Below are 19,769 nucleotides of genomic sequence, written 5' to 3' on the forward strand. Positions count from 1 at the left end.
CTAGAAAAAAAAGCAATAAAAATAGCCTATGAAGAATCATAGGCTACATTGCTTTGTAATAGGGAAAGTTAGTCAATTTTGATGCTGAATCTCCAACTTCCTTTTTTACCACATTTTTTGTAAATACGTCGCTTAAATGCCTAAGTATATAGTCAGTATACTTTGGAAATACTTAAAAGTCGATTTTTAAGATAAACCTAAAAAGGAGAATGTAATTGGAATGATACTTTGCAAAGAGCTTAGTTATAACATCAAAAAATATTGTGGTCTGATACCGTAAAAAAAGTGTAACATTAGTTTATCGAATTTAATTTACGATTACAGATTATATTTTCAAAAATATAGTCGATCAGACTAGTGTATTTGTTAATATTATATCAAAATACTACAGGTTTATGTTAAAATAGTGCTATTTTGATGTAAGGAAATTAACTTTTATGTAAAGAAAATTATCTCTATTACAGAAAAATGATAAATGATTATTTTTTCTAATTTTCAGTATTATTAGAAAAAATAACCTTATAAAATCTCCTTGGTAAAAAACTAATCTTATTGATTTTTAAGATCTTCTATTTCTTTCCTTCCCATTCACCATAAAACTGTTGTAAGAAGTCTTCCATCACACGATGACGCTGTTCAGCGACCTGTTTTGCAGTATTAGTATGCATCCTGTCTTTTAACAAAAGTAACTTCTCATAGAAATGTGCAATTGTTGATGACTCGTTTTTATGATAAGCATCAAAAGTATCATGCATTTCATAATTTTCTTCTGGATCATAAAGTAAGCGGTGTTTGCTGCCGCCATAAGCAAATGCTCTAGCAATACCGATGGCACCAATGGCATCTAATCGATCTGCATCTTGAACTACCTTGCCTTCAATCGAAGGCATTTCGTCTTTTACTTTAGCTCCTTTAAATGATACTCTTTTTACAATGTCAGCTACTTTAGAAATGGTATCTTCATCTGCTCCTAAATCAGTAAGAAGTTTAGTCGCTTGTCTACTACCTTCTAGTAAGTCACCATCATAAAACTTATGATCAGCGATATCATGTAATAATGCTGCAAGAGAGACAATATATGGGTCACAATCTTCTGTTTTCGCGATATTTTCAGCCGATTTCCAAACTCTATATATGTGGTGCCAATCATGGCCAGTACCTTCTCCTTGGAATTTATCTTCTATAAACTGTGCTGTTTTATTAACGATTTCTTGTTGAGTAGTATTCATTTATGATAATGTTATATTAACTTGCTTATAGTGTGATTTAATAATGATTGATCAAAAGATTTATGTCTTTATTAAAGAAGCATCGAATATAAACTATTCTCAAAAAATTCTACTAATTCAAATGGCAGAAATTACATTAAAAGGAAACCCGATTCAAACGGTAGGAGAGTTACCAGCAGTAGGTACTCAGGCTCCTGATTTTACTCTTGTTAAAGCAGATTTATCTGAAGTTAGTCTTTCAGATTTAAAAGGAAAAAAAGTCATTTTAAATATCTTCCCAAGTGTAGATACAGGTACTTGTGCTATGTCTACAAGAACGTTCAATTCAAAAGCATCTTCTTTAGATAATACTGTTGTAGTATGTGTATCTAAAGATTTACCATTTGCTTTCGGACGTTTCTGTGGTGCTGAAGGTATTGAGGATGTAATTACAGGTTCTGCTTTCAGAGATACTTCTTTTGAAGATAGCTATGGATTAAAAGTAACTACTGGCCCATTGAAAGGCTTGTGTTCAAGATCTGTTGTTGTGATTGATGAAGAAGGTAAAGTAGTTTATACTGAGCAGGTGAAAGAAACTGTAGATGAACCAAATTATGAAGCAGCTATAGCCGCATTATAATCGTCCAAATCATCCAAATAAAAAGAGACCCTTCTGTGAAATTTGAGAGAGCTTGCACAGAGGGGTCTAATTTTTTTGTATTACTAATATAGGTGTTTTAACATTGATTAACCTAATAAATGTCTGATTATTTTAATGATCAAAAGCTTCATTCTCATCTTCATCTTCTTCATTCTCTGTTGGGAACTCTAATCTTACCATATCAATTCTAGCTCCATCCATGGTGACAATTGTGAAAATAAGGTCATCAATTTCAATAATATCATCTACCACAGGGATGTTTCTATGATGGTATAAAATAAAACCTCCTAAAGTATCGTACTCGCCTTCTTCTAAGTTCCAACCCTTCTTTTCATTCAACCAATCAATCTCATGTCGGGCAGTTAAAAGGTAAATATTCTCTTCTTCCTCAAAGAAAGGTAAATCTTCTTCGTCATGTTCATCTTCAATCTCACCTACAATCTCTTCGGTGATATCTTCTAATGTAACAATACCGGCAGTTCCACCATATTCATCAATGATACATACCATACTTTTTTTCTCTTCCATCATAAAAGTCATGATTTCATCAGCTGCAGCGGTCTCTGGCCTTGAAGGCATGATATGAAGGATATCCTGAATCTCCTTAGGCTTTTTGAAAAGTTGTCTCGCATGGCAATATCCAACGATATCGTCTAGGTCTTCTTTATATATGGGTATTTTAGAATGACCGCTTTCAATAAAAAGCTTGGTCAATGCATCGATATCTTCTTCAATATCCAAAGCCACAATTTCTTTTCTAGGGATCATTACATCTCTAGCTCTGACCTCTTTAAACTCTAAAGCGTTTTCTAAGTATTTCTTATCAATAATATCTCTTTCATTATCATCGTCATCCTGAGAAGCGACATCTATGTCATTAATATATTGTCCGAGGTCAGTAAGGTTAAAAGTAGTTTCTTCCTCTTCGTCTTTAATTCCCATTAAATAACGAATAGTAAATTGTGATAGCTTTTCTACCGTCCAAGTGATAGGGTACATTAAAGAATAAATCACATTCATTGGTGGAGAAGCGATATTCAGGAACGTATCCGGATTAATCATGGTTAAGCTTTTAGGTAAAAACTCAGCGGTGATTAATACCACAACGGTAGAAATAACAGTTTGCGTTAATAGAACGGCGACTTCCAAAGAGTTCGGATCCAAAGCAGGTACATTTTGTAGATAAAAAGCCTGAAGAATTGGATCTAAAACATTGGATACAAATACACCATACATTACTAGTGCAGAAGTGTTGCCAATTAGAATAGTGGTAATAAAAGTCGACTTATGTTCAAAGAATTTATTGATCAGTCGGCTTACCATTGAATTCTTTTGTCTTTGTACTTCGATGTGTAATCTGTTAGCAGATACGAAGGCAATTTCGGTTGCTGAAAAGAATGCCGAAAAAAGTAGACAAAGACTTATATATATTAGGTTTTCGTTCATATTCAGTTTGAATTTCTTACCAAATATCAAAAAAAGTAGTTTAGAGTTACACTATTTTTGAAAATATTCCTCACAATAGTACAAATGTATCTATATTTATGACACGTTTCACATCGCAAAAAAAGTTAGTGGATTAATATGAAAGATTTGGCTTTAGATATCAGAGTAGAAAAGGCTCAACAATCTCGCATAAATGAGGTTGATTTCAATAATATCACATTTGGTAAAACAATGTCTGACCACATGTTTGTGGCTGACTATCGCGATGGGAAATGGCAGGATCTAAGAATTGTACCTTACAATTCATTTAGTTTATCTCCTGCAACTTCTTCATTGCATTACGGGCAATCAATTTTTGAGGGATTAAAAGCATTCAGAAATGTTCAGAACCCAGAGGAAGTGCTAGTATTTCGTCCGCAAGAAAACGCCAAAAGACTAAATGTATCGGCAGAACGTATTTGTATGCCAAGTATTCCTGAAGAAATCGTCATGGCAGGTCTACACAAACTATTAGAAATCGATAAAGATTGGGTACCAAGTACTCCTGATAGTTCACTGTATATCCGTCCATTTATGTTTGCTACAGACGAGTTCCTAGGAATGCGCCCTTCGGAAACATATACTTTTGCTATCATTACTGCACCAGCAGGTGCGTACTATTCGAAAGCTTTAAATGTTAAGGTAGAAAAAGAATTTAGTAGAACAGCTCCAGGAGGAACAGGTTTTGCTAAGGTGGCAGGTAACTATGCTGCATCTTTACTTCCTGCAAAATTAGCTGCACAACAAGGTTACGATCAGTTACTTTGGACTGATGCAAAAGAACACAAGTACATTGAGGAATCTGGTACAATGAACGTCATGTTTGATATTGACGGTACATTTGTAACAGCACCAACAATTCCAGTAGAAGATACAATTCTACGTTCTATTACTCGTTTAACAGTTATCGAACTGATTGAGGACATGGGACATAAAGTAGAAGAACGTCATATCTCTGTGGATGAAGTGATCGAGTCTATCAAAAATGGTAAAATGAGAGGTGCATTTGGTATTGGTACAGCCGTAACAATTGCTCCATTTGCAAAAATTGCCAATGATGGTATCGATTATGAACTACCAGCAGATTATACATTCTCGACAGAGTTGAAAGCGAAATTCCAAGGTATCCAAAAAGGAGAAATTGAGGATACTAAAGGATGGACATATAAGATTTAATAAGATCTCTCATCAAAGAATGAAGTATATAGTTCGAGAGAGCTACTGCAACATTGATTCAAATAAAAAGAGCGATTATCCTAGTGGTAATCGCTCTTGTTGTTTATACTATTTCTTTTTCCCTTTTTTCTTTTTTGAGGTCACCTCTGGGTGTGACTCTAAATATTTTTGCCAAAGATCGGGGCGTCTTTCCTGAGTTCTTTCCATAGATTGCTCTAATCTCCATTCATCAATCTTAGATTCATGACCTGATAATAGAATATCAGGGACTTTCTTTCCTTTCCAGTCAGCAGGTCTTGTATACACCGGTGGAGCCAAAAGACCATCTTGGAAAGAATCCGTTAATGCTGAAGTTTCATCACCTAATACCCCAGGAAGTAAACGGATAATTGCATCAGCAACTACTGCAGCAGCAAGTTCGCCACCTGATAAAACATAATCACCGATACTGATTTCTCTTGTAACAATTTCATCACGTATTCTCTGGTCGATACCTTTATAATGTCCACAAAGGATAATGATATTTTCACAAGAAATAGAAAGATGATTGGCAATTTGTTGATTGAAAACTTCGCCATCAGGAGTCATATATATAACTTCCTGATACTCTCTCTCTTTTTTTAGATCATTGATAATATTAAAAATTGGTTCAGCCATAAGTACCATGCCGGCACCATGTCCGTATGCGTAATCATCAATATGTCCATGCTTATTGATGGAATATTCTCTTAGATCATGAACGTGAACCTCAGACAATGATCTGTCATTTGCTCTTTGTAAAATAGAGTGAGAAAATGGACTGTCTAATAATTTAGGAACACAAGAAATTATATCTATACGCATAAAAATTGTATCAATTGAAATATTTTAAATCGGCACAAAGATAAGCAGATTGAAGTAAAATGTGATTTTATAAAGGAATGATATTCACTTATATTGGATAACTTTTGATAAAGTTGTAAATAATTGTTAAGTTTACATTATAAGAAAGTCACGCTCCTTAGAAACAACACACGATTAACTTTTACTACCATGAAATATATAAAGATATTGTTATTGATTGGTTTTACAGTTTCTTTAATAGGATGTACGTCCTATAAGCATCATGTAAAGGCAGGATATAACCCTAACGATACTGATAATGTGTACCACTTAGTACATGAATAAAACATTCAAAGCTTTTTTAGTATGATATGAAATGATTTTACCCATAAAGATCTCATTGCTATAACATGAGATCTTTTTTTATGCCTAAATTTTTATTCTACAGGGTAAGTACTTTTCCAGCTACTTTTCGGCTCTTTTATAATTTCAACGATACTGTTTTGAACCCTTTTTCTAAAAGCAGCAGCCTCCTCTGGGGTTTCATTGAATGCATCAGGAATATTAACCCCTCCAAAAACCAGGTTACTGATTTTCAAATCAACAATATGAATACCTTTATCATTGAAAGTAGCATTCATACTTTCAGCAAAGTTTTTAATAAACGATTTAGCTGCTGAACCAAACTGAGCATTAAATCCTACAGAATATGCTCCGTTATCAGCAAGACTACCTCCTGACATCATAAAAATACCTGAATTTTCTTTTTCCCAATGTGGAAGACAGGTTGTGAACGACGTCCATAATGCTCCGTAATTGATATTTATACCTGCTTGAATTTGGGCAATTGAGGCATCAAACGGTAAAACAAATTGTGCCACATTGAAATAGCATAAATCAACTTTCTTACCCATTTCTTCTGTGATTTTATCTAAGGTGTTAGGTATACCTTCCAAGTTGGATATGTCATGGGCAAACCCTTTTACATTGAATCCTTTGTTTTGATACTCCTTGGCATAAGCATCTAAATTTTCTTGGTTTCTTGAAATTAGGGCTACGGAAAAATCACATTCCAATAGTGCTTCTAAAACAACATTTCCAACGGCTTTTCCATAGCCAACAATAACAGCTAATTTTTGAGACATAGTAAAAATTTAATTGAAATGATGTTTTAAAGTAACTAATTCATCATCATTTTTTTTTACTTAAAAGTTCTTTACAAAAACATCTTAGTTATTTTATATAGAATTTGTATTAAAGCCGGAAACATAGAATCTTTGCTGAAGATTCAACTAAACATAATTTCATGCTTTTCGCACAAGTACCTGGAGCTTCAGACGTAAAAAAGATTTTAATCCATGCCGCTCAGCAAAATAAGGTGGCACATGCACAACTTTTTATTGGAAAAGAAGGCGGTGTTCAGCTTGCATTGGCTTTGGCTTATGCGACTTATTTAAACTGTGAAAATCCCTCAGATGAAGATGCTTGTGGAGGATGTAGATCTTGTCGAAATGCAGAGAAATTAATGTACCCAGATTTACATTTCGTTGTTCCTACAGTACTTACTAAAAAAGTAACAAAAAGAGAGGATGCAACTTCTGAAAAGTTTCTTCCAGAATGGAGAACCTTTTTAAAGGAAGAGAATGGACTATATAAAAATGTAGCTGATTGGGTAGACTATATAGGCGGGGAGAATAAACAAGCACTTATTACAAGACAAGAAAGTCGTCAGATTGTAAAAGCCTTATCCGTTAAAGCTCATCAAAATGGTTTTAAGATAGTATTAGTATGGATGCCAGAACTAATGCAAGCCCCTGCTGCCAATGCAGTTCTAAAAATCTTAGAAGAACCGCCAGCAAAAACGTTATTTTTTATGGTGACCAATGATCCAGAAAAACTAATTGTAACGATTTTATCCCGCACACAAAAAATATATGTACCCTCACCTTCTGATCAAGATGCATTAGCTTTTTTGACACAGCAAGGAATTGAGGAGGAAAAAGCCAAAAGGGTAGCCTTCCTGTCTGATGGTAACATTAGAGAAGCCTTACGTATTGCTGCTGATGTCCCTGACCAGAGCGAGGATCTGTTTAAATCGTGGATGAGAGCATGTTTTAAGAGTAATTACACTGAGATTATCACCAAATGGTCGGAGGAGTTTAATAAACTAGGTAAAGAAGGTCAGAAAAGTTTCTTTAAGTTTGGCTTAACTTTATTGAGAGAAGCCATGTTAATCAAGAATGAGGCAGGCAACGTAGTTCGTCTTGATGAAGAGGCCCATAATTTTGCGAAAAACTTTTCTACAGTACTTACAGACAAAAACTTACCAGCATTGGTTAATCATTTTAATGATGCTTTTTATTTCATCGAAAGAAACGGAAATCCTAAAATTATATTTGTGAGCCTATCTATCAAAGTTGGAAAAGCGTTCGGTAGATAATTCTCGAATTCCTAAGATTTTAAGCAAAAAAAAACGTATTCAAGGTAAAAAAGTTCTTTTCTCGTAAGCGTATTCTTTTATATTTGTATAGAGAACTAGATGAACAATCCCATTTGTCCCTTAACTGAAAAGATAAACAGGATCTAGTACTGATAAGCAGAAACTCAAAAAAATCATTACATATGAACTTTAAAGAAGAATTCAAGAAGTTTGCCTTGAAAGATCAAGGAATTTCAAGCTTGCACACTGATGCATTTATCAGTAGCATCGAAAATACAACACCTTACGTCATCGAAGAAAGAGATCGTAACTTTAGACAAATCGATGTGTTTTCTAGATTAATTGCCGACCGTATTATTTTTATGGGTACTCAGGTGGATGATCAAGTAGCAAATATTGTAGTTGCTCAGTTGTTATTCTTGGAGTCATTAGATGCGAAGAAAGACATTTTAATGTATATCAATAGCCCGGGTGGTTCAGTATATGCTGGTTTAGGTATGTATGATACAATGCAGTATGTACGTCCTGACGTGGCTACAATTTGTACAGGCTTGGCTGCATCTATGGGTGCGGTATTGTTAGCAGGTGGCGCAGCAGGTAAAAGAGCAGCACTTCCTCACTCAAGAATTATGATTCACCAACCATTAGGTGGTGCTCAAGGTCAGGCTTCTGATATCGAAATTACAGCAAGAGAGATCCAGAAATTAAAGAAAGAACTTTACGAAATTCTTTCAACACACACAGGTCAACCTTACGACAAAGTATGGCAAGATTCTGATCGTGATTACTGGATGCGCGCACAGGAAGCTAAAGAGTATGGTTTAGTAGACGAAGTGCTTGCTCGTAATAACCAAGGCTAATAATTCTCACTATTTTGGAGTTATGTAACAGTAATTTATCTTAAAATAGTGTAAATGATAAGGTTAGGGAGGGAAATGATTGTACATTTCCCTCTTATACATTGTATAAAAGTGTAATTAAATACGTAACTTGCACTTTCAACTATATATTGGAATTGTCTCATTGTGAGGCGATCAGAGAAGAGAAGAATTTTCTTCCAACTTTAAGAAGAAAAATAGGCAAGGAGAGATAAATGAAAGGTAATTTCTGTTCGTTTTGTGGCGCACCAAAAGATACGGTGGAATTAATGGTTTCTGGTCAGAACGCCCAAATATGTAATAACTGTATTGAGCAAGTTCATCAGATCTTGATGGAGGAAAGAAAGCCTCGCAAGAAAGATGCTGAAGCATCAAGCTTTGATCTGAAAACACCTGCAGAAATGAAAAAGCATCTTGATGAATATATTATTGGTCAAGATAAAGCAAAACGCGTATTATCTGTAGCAGTGTATAACCACTACAAGCGTTTAAACCAACAAGTAGATAATGATGATGTTGTGATTGAAAAATCAAATATTATCATGACTGGTAATACAGGTACGGGTAAAACGTTATTGGCTAAAACTTTAGCAAAGGCATTACAAGTTCCTTTCTGTATTGCAGATGCAACTGTAATTACTGAAGCAGGTTATGTGGGTGAAGATGTTGAAACAATTTTAACACGTTTACTACAAGCTGCAGATTACAATGTAGAGCAAGCAGAACGAGGTATCGTCTATATTGACGAAATAGATAAAATTGCTCGTAAATCTGACAACCCATCAATTACAAGAGATGTAAGTGGTGAGGGTGTTCAGCAGGCATTATTAAAATTATTAGAAGGATCAATCGTTAACGTTCCACCTCAAGGAGGAAGAAAGCATCCAGAACAAAAGCTTATTTCTGTCAATACAGAAAATATTTTGTTTATCTGTGGTGGTGCATTCGCAGGAATCGCAGATATGATTGCTTCTCGTTTAAATACACGTCCAATTGGTTTTGCTGGTAAAGAAAATGATCTACCAGAATTGGATAAAGAAGAATTACTAGAGTTTGTTACTGCACAAGACTTAAAACGTTTTGGTATTATTCCAGAACTTATTGGTCGTTTACCATTGGTGACTTATTTGAAGCCATTGGATAAAGATGCACTTCGTAACATTCTTACGGAACCTAAAAATGCATTAACTAAGCAGTACAAAAAGCTATTTATGATGGAAAATATCGAGCTTGACTTCGCTGATGGAGCACTTGATTACATCGTAGAAAAAGCTTTAGAGTATGATCTTGGAGCAAGAGGTTTGCGTTCTATTATGGAAGCGATTATGTTGGATGCAATGTATGAGATTCCTTCTAGTGATGAGAAAGTAGAGAAATTTACAGTCGATAGAGAATATGCTCAGCTAAAATTTGAAAGTTCTTCACACGCTAAGAACTTGAGAGTGGCTTAGTCTATCACTTTAAGATATTTAATAAACAAACAGCAAAACACTATTATTGTGCTTTGCTGTTTGTGTTTAACCACATCAATAAAAATAATCAAAATGGATTTCAGTAATATGTTTGGACAGTTAAAGCAAGTCCAAGAAAAATTAAAAGAAGCACAAGAAGAATTAGTAAATGTTAGAGCAGAGTCTGATGCCGGTGGAGGTATGGTACGCTGTGTTGCTAATGGAAAAAAACAAGTAATTAGCCTTGAAATTGATCCATTATTATGCAAAGAAGAAGATAGAGAAATGCTTCAAGATTTAGTGATTGCTGCTGTGAATAAAGCAATTGCTGAAGCAGATCAAAAAGGACAGGAACATTTAATGAAATCAACTAAAGGTATGATGCCGAATATTCCAGGGATGAACTTTGGAAATATGGGCTAACCAGAGAACAAGGAGTATTAATTCTACTCCTTGTTTACTACTTCTTACTTCAAAAATCAATATATATGCTACCCTACGAACAAGTAGCGATCGTTATACTAAACTACAACGGTAAACACTTTTTAGAGAAATTTTTACAATCAGTTATTGATAGTAGCCAAGGAGCAAGAATTATTGTAGCAGACAATGCATCTACCGACGACTCTGTATCATGGTTAGAAGCAACTCACCCAACAATTGAAACCATTGTTTTAGATAAAAATTATGGTTTTACAGGGGGATATAACAGAGCGTTGTTTCAAATTGATGCAAAGTATTTTGTATTACTCAACTCAGACATTGAGGTTCCTTCTCAATGGCTCACTCCCTTACTTTCTTTAATGGAATCTGATGAATCCATTGCAGCATGCCAACCAAAAATAAAACTGTATTCTGATAAGAAATACTTTGAACATGCAGGAGCAGCTGGAGGATTTATGGACTACATGGGATACCCTTTTTGTAGAGGTAGAATCATGGATACACTCGAAGAAGATTTAGGTCAATATGATGACACAAGAGAGATTTTTTGGGCAACGGGAGCCTGTTTATTTGTAAGGGCAGATCTATACAAAGAGTTTGGTGGTTTGGATGAACGTTTCTTTGCACATATGGAAGAGATAGATTTGTGTTGGAGACTAAAATCTTCTGGGTATTCAATAAAAACCGTTGGGAATAGTGAAGTATATCATGTTGGGGGAGGAACGTTAAGTAGAGATAACCCCAAGAAAACATACTTGAACTTTAGAAATGGTTTATTCTTACTCTTCAAAAACTTACCCACTTCAAAGTTATTCCCAGTTATCTTTTTCCGAATGGTTTTAGATGGAATAGCAGGATTAAGGTTTTTATTTAAAGGAGAAACAGCTAATTTGTTCGCTGTTTTAAAGGCACATAGGGATTTCTACCTCGCTTTTCGCTATTTAATACGACAGAGAGGCAAAGTTCCTGTAAAGAGTGTGAACTTTAACGAGGTATATAAACGTTTATTGGTTTCGGAATACTTTTTAAAAGGAAGACATAAATTCTCTCAACTACATGAGTTGAGGAACTTAAAATAGCTTCTCTCTAACATTAGAAGACTGACGTATGTATTTTCTGATGTTGATAAAAAAATGTAAGGAAAAGTAAAGAATTATGGGAGATCCGAAAGTGAAAAGTGATGCGTAAACAAAGTACAAACGTATGCTGTTTGTGGAGATATGTAATTTATTTCCAATGTGATTGCACACACCAAACGCTTTCTTTTCGATGAACCTCTGTATCAATTTTGGTTTCATAGTCTTTAATTATGTTAATCATATGAAAATAAAAATTTACAGATATAGAACATACTTTCAAAATTGATTATCTTCGATTAATGAAAGTAAATATCCCTAAAATGCTAAATTTACTTTTGTTTACTTGCTTTTAGTAGATATAAATTCTAAAAAAAGTTAAGATTTGTACTGTGAATATGTAATTTGCCTAATTGACAGGTAAATTGCGAAATCTAGAAATAGAAAAATTTGGATGACGATTATGAACAAATACACTAGTGCTTTGTCTACTGTACTTGCAGCAGGCACATTATTCTTCACGAACTGCTCTAACGTAGACGTGAATCAAATGGCTGAAGAGCAAGGAATGACAATCAACCCATCGCCGTTAGAATTACACGGTGATTCTGTAGTCTTTGATATTGAGACTAAACTTCCTCCTAAGTTATTAAAGAAAGGTTACACTTACGACGTTGTTGTACAATACAACCCTAACGATGCTGAGCCAATTGAAGTTGGTGTTGTATCTTTCAACGGGGATGATTATGCTGATGCTCCAGAGGCAACTCCTGCATTAAGCGAGCGTATGGCGTTTGCTTACGAAGATAAGTTCGAAAGAGGTCAGTTAGAGTACTTAGGTCGTGCTACTAAAGTGAAAAACCAAAAAGTAAAAGAATCTAATGACGGTGCTTTTGCTGCTATGCCAAACGGTTTAGGTCAAGGTGTTATCACAACGGCTAAAAATTACCAACCTGTATTTATTGCTAACTATGCTGACCATGGTTACAATGATTCAGAGGAGTATATCCCAACTAATGTTGAGTTCTACTTCACTCAAGGTTCATCAGTATTACGTTCTTCTGAGAAGAGAGGTGATCAAGGTAAAGTGTTAACAGAGTATGTTTCTGCTAACAACCCTACAAGAACTGTAACTATTACAGGTTCTCACTCTCCTGAAGGTTCAACTGAGGCGAACACAAAATTAGCTAATAAGCGTCCAGAGGCTGTTGAGTCATACTACCAGTCTTTGATGAAAAAATATAAAGTTGAGGAAGATCAAGCTCCTCAATTCGTAACTAAGCCAGTAGTAGAAAACTGGTCTGCTTTCAAGGCTATCTTGAAAGATTCAGACAAGTTTACTGATGCTGAGAAAGATGAAATCATGTCTGTAGTTAACGGTTCAGGTGATTTCGTTTCTAAGCAATTAAAGTTACAATCTTTAGCTTCTTACAAGAAGTTATTCCGTTACGTATACCCACCATTACGTAATGCTAACTCTGAGATCTTACAGATCAAAGACAAGTTAGATCCAGAAGTTATCAAATCTCGTGCTGCTAGCATCGCTGATGGTCAAATGGCATTAGATTCGTTAACTACTCCTGAGTTATTATATGCTGCTCACTTCGCTACAGATTTAGACGCTAAAGTTAAAATCTACGAAGCTGCAATCAGAAAAGACGATTCTCCAATCGCTCATAACAACTTAGGTGCAACTTATTTCGCTCAAGCTAAAGCTGGTGGTGACGCTGCTGCATTAATTGACAAAGCAATTCCTCACTTCGAGACTGCTGCTAAGTCTAACAACATGCCAGAAGCTTACGCTAACTTAGCTGGTGCTAAATTAACAAAAGGTGACGTTGCTGGTGCTCAAGCGGATATCGCTAAAGCAAACTCTAGCAACCCATCAGTAGCTGCTACAGCAAACGCTGTAAAAGGTTATGTAGCTTTATCTGAAGGTGATTACGATGGTGCTATCCAGTACTTATCATCTGCAGGTGACGACGCTACTGTTGTTTATGACAAAGGTTTAGCTTACTTGTTGAAAGCTGAAAAATCAGGTGCTTCTGATTTCTCTCAAGCTTCTTCAGCATTCGGTGAGTCTATCTCTGCTCAAGACAACGCGTGGGCACACTATGGTTTAGCTATCGTTGCTGCAAGACAATCTAAAGCAGACGAAGCAATCAAAGAAATCAAAGCTGCTGGCGACTTGAAAACTAAAGCGGCTCAAGATCTTGAGTTCTTCGCTTTATGGGAAAATGCAGATTTCCAAGCTGCTACTAAGTAGTTTGTAAACATACAATCCTAACAAAAAGGACTTACTTCTTCGAAGGTAAGTCCTTTTTTATTTTATCTCTATTGTATTTTTAAATCGTTTAGAATATTGGAGCCAAAAATGCTTTCTCTTTCTTGAAAAGTAGGCTTCCGATGAAGATTTTATAATTATCTATCGTCAATTATCAATTTTTAATGACGAATGTTCTTTTTTCCTCGAATCCTTTACCCTTAACTATTAAAAAATAGGGGAAAACTTATTATCTTGGCATCCGAAAACGAAAATACTGATATAATTAGCAGAACTTTTAATAAGTAATGAGAGAAATTCAATTCAGAGAGGCTCTTAGAGAGGCAATGCAAGAAGAGATGCGCCGTGATAAAGACGTATTTATCATGGGTGAGGAAGTTGCAGAGTACAATGGAGCATATAAAGTTACTCAAGGTATGTTGGACGAATTTGGTCCAGACCGTGTAATCGATACTCCAATTGCAGAGCTTGGTTTCGCTGGTATCGGCGTAGGTGCTGCAATGAATGGTATTCGTCCGATCGTAGAGTTCATGACATTTAACTTCTCATTGGTAGCTATTGACCAAATTATCAACAGTGCGGCAAAGATCTTGTCTATGTCTGGTGGTCAGTATTCAGCTCCAATGGTATTCCGTGGACCAACTGGTAATGCGGGTCAATTAGGTGCTCAGCACTCACAAAACTTTGAAAACTGGTATGCAAATACTCCAGGTCTTAAAGTTGTTGTACCATCTAATCCTTATGATGCAAAAGGTCTTTTAAAGGCTTCTATTAGAGATAACGATCCTGTTATCTTTATGGAATCTGAATTGATGTATGCTGATAAAGGTGAGGTACCTGAGAGCGAGTATATCATTCCTCTAGGTGTTGCTAACGTCATTCAGGAAGGTACTGACGTAACTTTAGTTTCTTTTGGTAAAATGGTTCACGTAATCACAAAAGCAGCTGAGCAGTTAGAAAAAGAAGGTATCTCTGTTGAAGTAATCGACTTACGTACTGTAAGACCAATCGATTATGAAGCAATCCTTAAATCAGTGAAGAAAACAAACCGTTTAGTAGTGGTAGAAGAAGCTTGGCCATTAGCGTCAATTTCATCAGAAATTTCTCACCACATCCAACTTCACGCATTTGATCACTTAGATTCTCCAGTAGTAAGAGTGGCTTCTAAAGATGTTCCACTTCCATATGCACCAACATTGATCGAAGAGATCTTACCAAATGTTGAGCGTACTGTAGATGCAGTGAAAAAGGTAATGTACAGAAAGTAATCTAGGTTATATACTTTAGGTTATCTAGAACATAGAAAAAGCCTCTTATATCAATTAAATTTGAGATAAGAGGCTTTATTCTTTTATAAAGCGGCTAAGAAACTAATAATATCTCTTGATATGACCACAATTAACCAATATACAATTCGATTAAATGATATAACGACCATAGATGAAGTAGATTTTCTTTGGAAGAAATTATATGCACATCATCATTTTCTAAGACACCAAATACATATTGAACCCTCAGATTCTGATTGGGTAAGACGAAAGAACAAGCTAAAGGATAAAGCTTGTGATCTAATCGTTTTAACTGTAAAGACAGAACTACAGCTCTTAGGGTATTTGATTGCTAGTGTACACAGGTTAGACCCTAGTGTTGGTGAAGTAGAATCACTTTATGTGGAAGAAGAGTATAGAGGAGAGGGGCTTGGTACACAATTAATGCAAGAGGCCATGAGTTGGTTCAATTATAAAAATGTAAAAGTCCGAAAATTAGCGGTGGGTATCGAAAATGAAACGGTTGTTGAATTTTATAGAAAGCAAGGTTTTATACCCAAGTCAATCATTTTAGAAATGGGATAGCTTAGTCAAAGATTTCTCTAATAAATGTATCCTCAGGATAAATAACTTCTGATAAGAATAACCCTTGCCCAGGAGCTAAATATTTGGCAGCTCTCTTGCGGTCTTTTAAGGCTAATGTTTCACGCATATAGTCGATGGACATTCTACCCATTCCTACTTCCATCATATTTCCAACAATGATACGTATCATGCCTCTAAGGAAGCGGTTGGCTGTGATATGAAATGATAAATTGTTCCCTTCTTTTGTCCATGATGAAGACATAATATCACAAATGTGTGTATTTACATCTGCATGCATTTTTGAAAAAGCAGTAAAGTCTTCAAATTCTAATAATACATTTGCAGCTTCTTGAAGTTTATCAAAATCGGGTTGTCTGAAATACTGCCAAATCAGTCCTTGTTTAAAAGGCGATTTTTCCAAAACGATATCGTATCTGTAGCTTCTTTTGATAGCATCAAAACGAGCATGAGCATCTTTTTTCACTTCCCAAAGGCTTTTTATGGCAATGTCATTGTTTAGAAATGAGTTAGCTCTATGTAGGAAGTTTTTGCCATTTAAATCCTCGTCAATGTCAAATTGAGCGTATTGTTGGGCACAGTGTACGCCTGTATCTGTTCTACCACTTCCAATAGTATTGATTTCTGTTCGCAACAATTTGCTTAGTACAAAGTCTAAATCACCTTGAACTGTTTTGGCATTTGGTTGAACTTGCCATCCGTGGTAATTGGAACCTAAGTAGGCGATTTCTGCGAAATATCTCATAGGATAAGTGGATTAATTAGAACGAATACCAATTTAATTTTTTGATATAAAAAAACCGCAAAACCTCGAAAGATTTTGCGGTTAGCACGGGCAGTAGGATTCGAACCCACGACCTGCGGTTTTGGAGACCGTAACTCTACCAGCTGAGCTATGCCCGTGTGTCATTAAGACGTTGCAATATTAACGGGATTCTGATTTTAATCCAAATAATACTATGAAAAAAATAAACGATTAGTAGTAACCGATTCATTATGAGGAATAAAAAAACGGCGTTAATAGTGTCATTAACCCCGTTTTTTGTGATTTTACCATTTGATTTAAAGAAAATACTACTTCAATCAAAATGATGATAAGTGATTTACTTTACAAACCTAAAACTTCAACACCTTGGTTAAAGATCACATCTGTAGGAATGTTAGCATCGTCAATTCTATCTAGGTCTTTTTGTAAATCATAAGTGATTTTACCATGAGATTTTACTAACTCAGCGACCCCTTGGTAATCACCATTTCCTTGTAGTGTAAGGATTTTTGCTGAAAGTGCATTCATCGCTTCTTCCATCTTCTCATAGTTTACCATGTAGTAACCTGAGGCCTCGTCATATTGGAAAGCACCATGTTCTTTAAAGAAATTGAAACGAATCATATTTGCTACACCATGAGCTGAAGCTGCACCGAAACGAACTGAACGGAAGATACCTGCTAAGAAAGTAGTGTAATAATCTTCCATTTTACCATCGATCTCTCCTTTCTTATGCAATTGAGAAACCATATATAGACCTAAAATATCAGCTTTACCTTCTTCTAATGCTGAAGCATGTTCTTTTAAAGCTTTACGAACTGTTCCTCTGCCGTTGATAGTACCTTTGATACCTAAACCATGAGCAACTTCATGGAACATAGTATTTGCAAAGAATGCATCAAAAGTGATGTGTTGACGTTGAGATGGGTCAATCAAAACTTCTGAGATAGGTACAAGTATTTTTTCATACTTTGCTCTCATGGCATTTTTTAGCTGAAGACGACGAGAACCTTTCTGTTCTTGTACACGCTCATCATTTGGTAAGTTGATAGCGATAGTCTTTGAGCCTGCATTACAATCTCCTGCATAATACACAACATCGTATGCATTCAGTTGAGAATCTGTACCCGGTAATTCTGTTTTATATTTGTTTTCTACAGGAAGACCTTTCTGTAATTCTGGTAAGAAAGAAGCAAACTTTTCTAGTTTCTTCGACCATTCCATATCCTTTATCAATACATACCCTTCAAAAGAGGTCTTATAGCCATAAAGTTTATCTTCGTAGTTTTCAATAGGCCCCACTACAAAATCAATTGGGTTGGTTTTCATATCCATCCAAGCTAGATCAGATTGAAAATAATCGTTAGATAAGAACGCCTTTGCTCTTAACTCAAGATATTTTTTTAGCCCTGGATCTTTTGCTAATTGAGCACATTCTAAAAGTAATGAAGATGCTTTGTCAAGCTCTGCTTTATACTCTTTTGAGTAAGGTACTACTTTTAGTTCACCTCTAGAATCTCTGATCACAACAGTATATAAACTTGACTTCTCCTGATTTTGAAGTTTAGAGAACTCCTCCTTGGTCATGTCTTTTGGATAGAAATTGGCTCCAATTGGTTTTGTGCCTACGCCATCAACAAAAGGACGGTTGTCTTGCAATCTATCCCAAGGTCCGTAGTTGACCTCAGCGTACCTTTTAAGTTCTGGTGTTTTTAATGACTCGATAAATGAGTTTTTGTCACCGTAGGCTTGTTTCCAGAAAATGTTGTCCATGATTTCACTTACCTGAATCATTTTCTTGATCATCTTCTTTTGGTTAGAAGATAACTTGGATAAATCTGCTGTTAGTGTGAAATCAGTGTAGTCTACCAAATGATCTACTTTTGGAACAGAAGCTACCTCTTGTTTGTCTCCATGTTGTTCTGAAGTTGCACATCCTGTAAAAAAGGACGCACCAAAAGCTAAACCTACTAATAGAGTAGTTTTCTTCATTGCTGTTATATGTTTTGTATTTATATGATTCTATTGAATATGCGAATATAAGGTGAAATCCTGTTTCTTAGATGTTATTCATAGGTGATTCTTGTTCTTATAGGGTAGTGATCAGATAATTTATTTTCTGAAAACACTTTGAAATCAATACTTTTCAATTGTGATGTGGAATGAAAAATTTGATCAATTCTAAAGGGTAAATCTCTTAAAGTATAACCCAAACCTTGTCCAGCTTCATTAAATGAGTTGGTCAACTTTTTATTAATTAAACTATATCCGTAAGCAGAAGGAGGTTCATTAAAGTCTCCACAAACGATCACAGGATACGGACTATTAAGTATGTTCTGATATAAAATATTGAATTGGTGTTCTCTTAATAGAGTACCTAAGTAGATCTTTTTTAATGTTTTTATTCCTTTATCTAAAATAGATGTATACTGGTTTTCTCCATTATCAAGAACGATCGATTGAAAATGACAGTTAAATACCCTGATCACTTTTTGAGAGTTGACTTTTATATCACAATAAATTATTCCATTGGTTTCTGAGCCACCTATTTCTTTAAAAGGAATAGCTGCTTGATGTATAATAGGATATTTTGAAAATATGCCAAGTCCAAAAGTTGCCTTGATATGGTTCGTTAAAAATGGGGGAGTGTAAGAATAATATCCTTTATCTTTTCCTAACCTTTTATTGGTTTGAAAGAGTGAGTTTTCTTTTTTGGTGATAGAGTCGCTATTATAATATTCTTGAAAACAATAAATATCTGTTTGATCTTTCTTTAACCATTGAATTAACTCCTTGGATTCTTTGTAGTCATGATTGAGATATTTATAAGTATTAAAAACAGATACATTATAACTCATGATACTGACCGATTGATCTAAATTTTTTGCGGAAGAAATGTTCCATGTTATGTCAGATTTCCATAACAGAATTATTGTACAGATACCTATAAAAATAAAGTATCCCTTTTGTTGTTGAGTGATTTCAATAAGACATACAACAAAAAGAAAAAGTAGCAAAATAGGTGTTCCTAATGCTAGAAATATAGAAAATGGGAATATACTAGTAGATACATTAGTTAGTAAGAGTAATATTAGAAGCAAAACGCCTGATAATCTTATCATTTGCCGCGAAAAAAAACTTGAATACCTGTTATTTGTCACCTTTTGAATCAATTTCATTTTTTAAATTACTAATGTATTACGGAAA

General features: G+C 35.1%; 19 protein-coding genes and 1 tRNA gene. 11 read left to right on the forward strand and 9 right to left on the reverse strand.

Features of this window, described 5'->3' with window-relative positions:
- Positions 1–569 precede the first annotated feature (569 nt).
- Positions 570–1,229, reverse strand: coding sequence for an HD domain-containing protein (locus tag HGP29_RS01040; protein WP_168880450.1), 660 nt, complete (start codon positions 1,227–1,229; stop codon positions 570–572).
- 43 nt (positions 1,230–1,272) lie between these two features.
- On the opposite strand from HGP29_RS01040, the gene tpx reads away from it, so the two are divergent.
- Positions 1,273–1,848 carry a thiol peroxidase gene (tpx, locus tag HGP29_RS01045; protein ID WP_317169928.1) on the forward strand — a complete coding sequence of 192 codons (576 nt, stop codon included), beginning with the start codon at positions 1,273–1,275 and terminating at the stop codon, positions 1,846–1,848.
- 132 nt (positions 1,849–1,980) lie between these two features.
- Here the strand turns inward: tpx and HGP29_RS01050 are convergent, their stop codons facing one another.
- Positions 1,981–3,315 carry a hemolysin family protein gene (locus tag HGP29_RS01050; RefSeq protein WP_168880452.1) on the reverse strand — a complete coding sequence of 445 codons (1,335 nt, stop codon included), beginning with the start codon at positions 3,313–3,315 and terminating at the stop codon, positions 1,981–1,983.
- Between the two features lie 138 nt (positions 3,316–3,453).
- On the opposite strand from HGP29_RS01050, the gene HGP29_RS01055 reads away from it, so the two are divergent.
- Positions 3,454–4,530, forward strand: coding sequence for a branched-chain amino acid aminotransferase (locus HGP29_RS01055; RefSeq protein WP_168880453.1), 1,077 nt, complete (start codon positions 3,454–3,456; stop codon positions 4,528–4,530).
- A 108-nt stretch (positions 4,531–4,638) separates the two neighbouring features.
- Here HGP29_RS01055 and trmD read toward each other — a convergent pair whose 3' ends face one another.
- On the reverse strand, positions 4,639–5,373 hold the full coding sequence (gene trmD / locus HGP29_RS01060; RefSeq protein WP_168880454.1) for a tRNA (guanosine(37)-N1)-methyltransferase TrmD: 735 nt from the start codon (positions 5,371–5,373) through the stop codon (positions 4,639–4,641).
- Between the two features lie 189 nt (positions 5,374–5,562).
- Between trmD and HGP29_RS28975 the strand changes: the two genes are divergently transcribed.
- Complete coding sequence (locus tag HGP29_RS28975; protein WP_262889511.1) at positions 5,563–5,697, forward strand: hypothetical protein; 135 nt, start codon at positions 5,563–5,565, stop codon at positions 5,695–5,697.
- 92 nt (positions 5,698–5,789) lie between these two features.
- Here the strand turns inward: HGP29_RS28975 and HGP29_RS01065 are convergent, their stop codons facing one another.
- Entirely contained in the window at positions 5,790–6,497 is a 708-nt protein-coding gene (locus HGP29_RS01065; RefSeq protein ID WP_168880455.1) for an SDR family NAD(P)-dependent oxidoreductase, read from the reverse strand.
- 161 nt (positions 6,498–6,658) lie between these two features.
- Between HGP29_RS01065 and HGP29_RS01070 the strand changes: the two genes are divergently transcribed.
- The 5 genes from HGP29_RS01070 (at position 6,659) to HGP29_RS01090 (ending at position 11,644) form a co-directional block, all read left to right on the forward strand.
- Positions 6,659–7,792: a DNA polymerase III subunit gene (locus HGP29_RS01070; RefSeq protein WP_168880456.1), complete on the forward strand. Its 1,134-nt coding sequence runs from the start codon at positions 6,659–6,661 to the stop codon at positions 7,790–7,792.
- A 182-nt stretch (positions 7,793–7,974) separates the two neighbouring features.
- Positions 7,975–8,652, forward strand: coding sequence for a ClpP family protease (locus tag HGP29_RS01075; RefSeq protein WP_168880457.1), 678 nt, complete (start codon positions 7,975–7,977; stop codon positions 8,650–8,652).
- Positions 8,653–8,885: 233 nt separating this feature from the next.
- Positions 8,886–10,121, forward strand: a complete 1,236-nt coding sequence (gene clpX / locus HGP29_RS01080) for an ATP-dependent Clp protease ATP-binding subunit ClpX (protein ID WP_168880458.1) — start codon at positions 8,886–8,888, stop codon at positions 10,119–10,121.
- A gap of 93 nt (positions 10,122–10,214) precedes the next feature.
- Positions 10,215–10,544, forward strand: coding sequence for a YbaB/EbfC family nucleoid-associated protein (locus HGP29_RS01085; protein WP_168880459.1), 330 nt, complete (start codon positions 10,215–10,217; stop codon positions 10,542–10,544).
- A gap of 65 nt (positions 10,545–10,609) precedes the next feature.
- Positions 10,610–11,644: a glycosyltransferase family 2 protein gene (locus HGP29_RS01090; protein ID WP_168880460.1), complete on the forward strand. Its 1,035-nt coding sequence runs from the start codon at positions 10,610–10,612 to the stop codon at positions 11,642–11,644.
- Here HGP29_RS01090 and HGP29_RS29110 read toward each other — a convergent pair.
- The gene (locus HGP29_RS29110; RefSeq protein ID WP_168880461.1) at positions 11,636–11,863 is read right to left on the reverse strand and encodes a PspC domain-containing protein; all 228 of its coding nucleotides are present in this window, start codon (positions 11,861–11,863) and stop codon (positions 11,636–11,638) included. The genes HGP29_RS01090 and HGP29_RS29110 overlap by 9 nt on opposite strands.
- A 241-nt stretch (positions 11,864–12,104) precedes the next feature.
- On the opposite strand from HGP29_RS29110, the gene HGP29_RS01100 reads away from it, so the two are divergent.
- The 3 genes from HGP29_RS01100 to HGP29_RS01110 all read left to right on the forward strand — a co-directional run bounded on the left by HGP29_RS01100 (position 12,105) and on the right by HGP29_RS01110 (position 15,778).
- The gene (locus tag HGP29_RS01100; protein WP_168880462.1) at positions 12,105–13,907 is read left to right on the forward strand and encodes a tetratricopeptide repeat protein; all 1,803 of its coding nucleotides are present in this window, start codon (positions 12,105–12,107) and stop codon (positions 13,905–13,907) included.
- Between the two features lie 305 nt (positions 13,908–14,212).
- Positions 14,213–15,193: a pyruvate dehydrogenase complex E1 component subunit beta gene (locus HGP29_RS01105; protein WP_168880463.1), complete on the forward strand. Its 981-nt coding sequence runs from the start codon at positions 14,213–14,215 to the stop codon at positions 15,191–15,193.
- A gap of 120 nt (positions 15,194–15,313) precedes the next feature.
- On the forward strand, positions 15,314–15,778 hold the full coding sequence (locus tag HGP29_RS01110; protein WP_168880464.1) for a GNAT family N-acetyltransferase: 465 nt from the start codon (positions 15,314–15,316) through the stop codon (positions 15,776–15,778).
- A 1-nt stretch (position 15,779) separates the two neighbouring features.
- Here the strand turns inward: HGP29_RS01110 and truA are convergent, their stop codons facing one another.
- The 4 genes from truA to HGP29_RS01130 form a co-directional block, all read right to left on the reverse strand.
- The gene (gene truA, locus HGP29_RS01115; protein WP_168880465.1) at positions 15,780–16,541 is read right to left on the reverse strand and encodes a tRNA pseudouridine(38-40) synthase TruA; all 762 of its coding nucleotides are present in this window, start codon (positions 16,539–16,541) and stop codon (positions 15,780–15,782) included.
- An 85-nt stretch (positions 16,542–16,626) separates the two neighbouring features.
- A tRNA-Trp gene (locus HGP29_RS01120) sits at positions 16,627–16,699 on the reverse strand.
- A gap of 205 nt (positions 16,700–16,904) precedes the next feature.
- Positions 16,905–18,554 carry a dipeptidyl-peptidase 3 family protein gene (locus tag HGP29_RS01125; protein ID WP_168880466.1) on the reverse strand — a complete coding sequence of 550 codons (1,650 nt, stop codon included), beginning with the start codon at positions 18,552–18,554 and terminating at the stop codon, positions 16,905–16,907.
- Positions 18,555–18,628: 74 nt separating this feature from the next.
- On the reverse strand, positions 18,629–19,420 hold the full coding sequence (locus HGP29_RS01130) for an endonuclease/exonuclease/phosphatase family protein (RefSeq protein WP_168880467.1): 792 nt from the start codon (positions 19,418–19,420) through the stop codon (positions 18,629–18,631).
- Positions 19,421–19,769: the final 349 nt, after the last annotated feature.

This window comes from Flammeovirga agarivorans (assembly GCF_012641475.1).
Taxonomy (GTDB): Bacteria; Bacteroidota; Bacteroidia; order Cytophagales; family Flammeovirgaceae; genus Flammeovirga; species Flammeovirga agarivorans.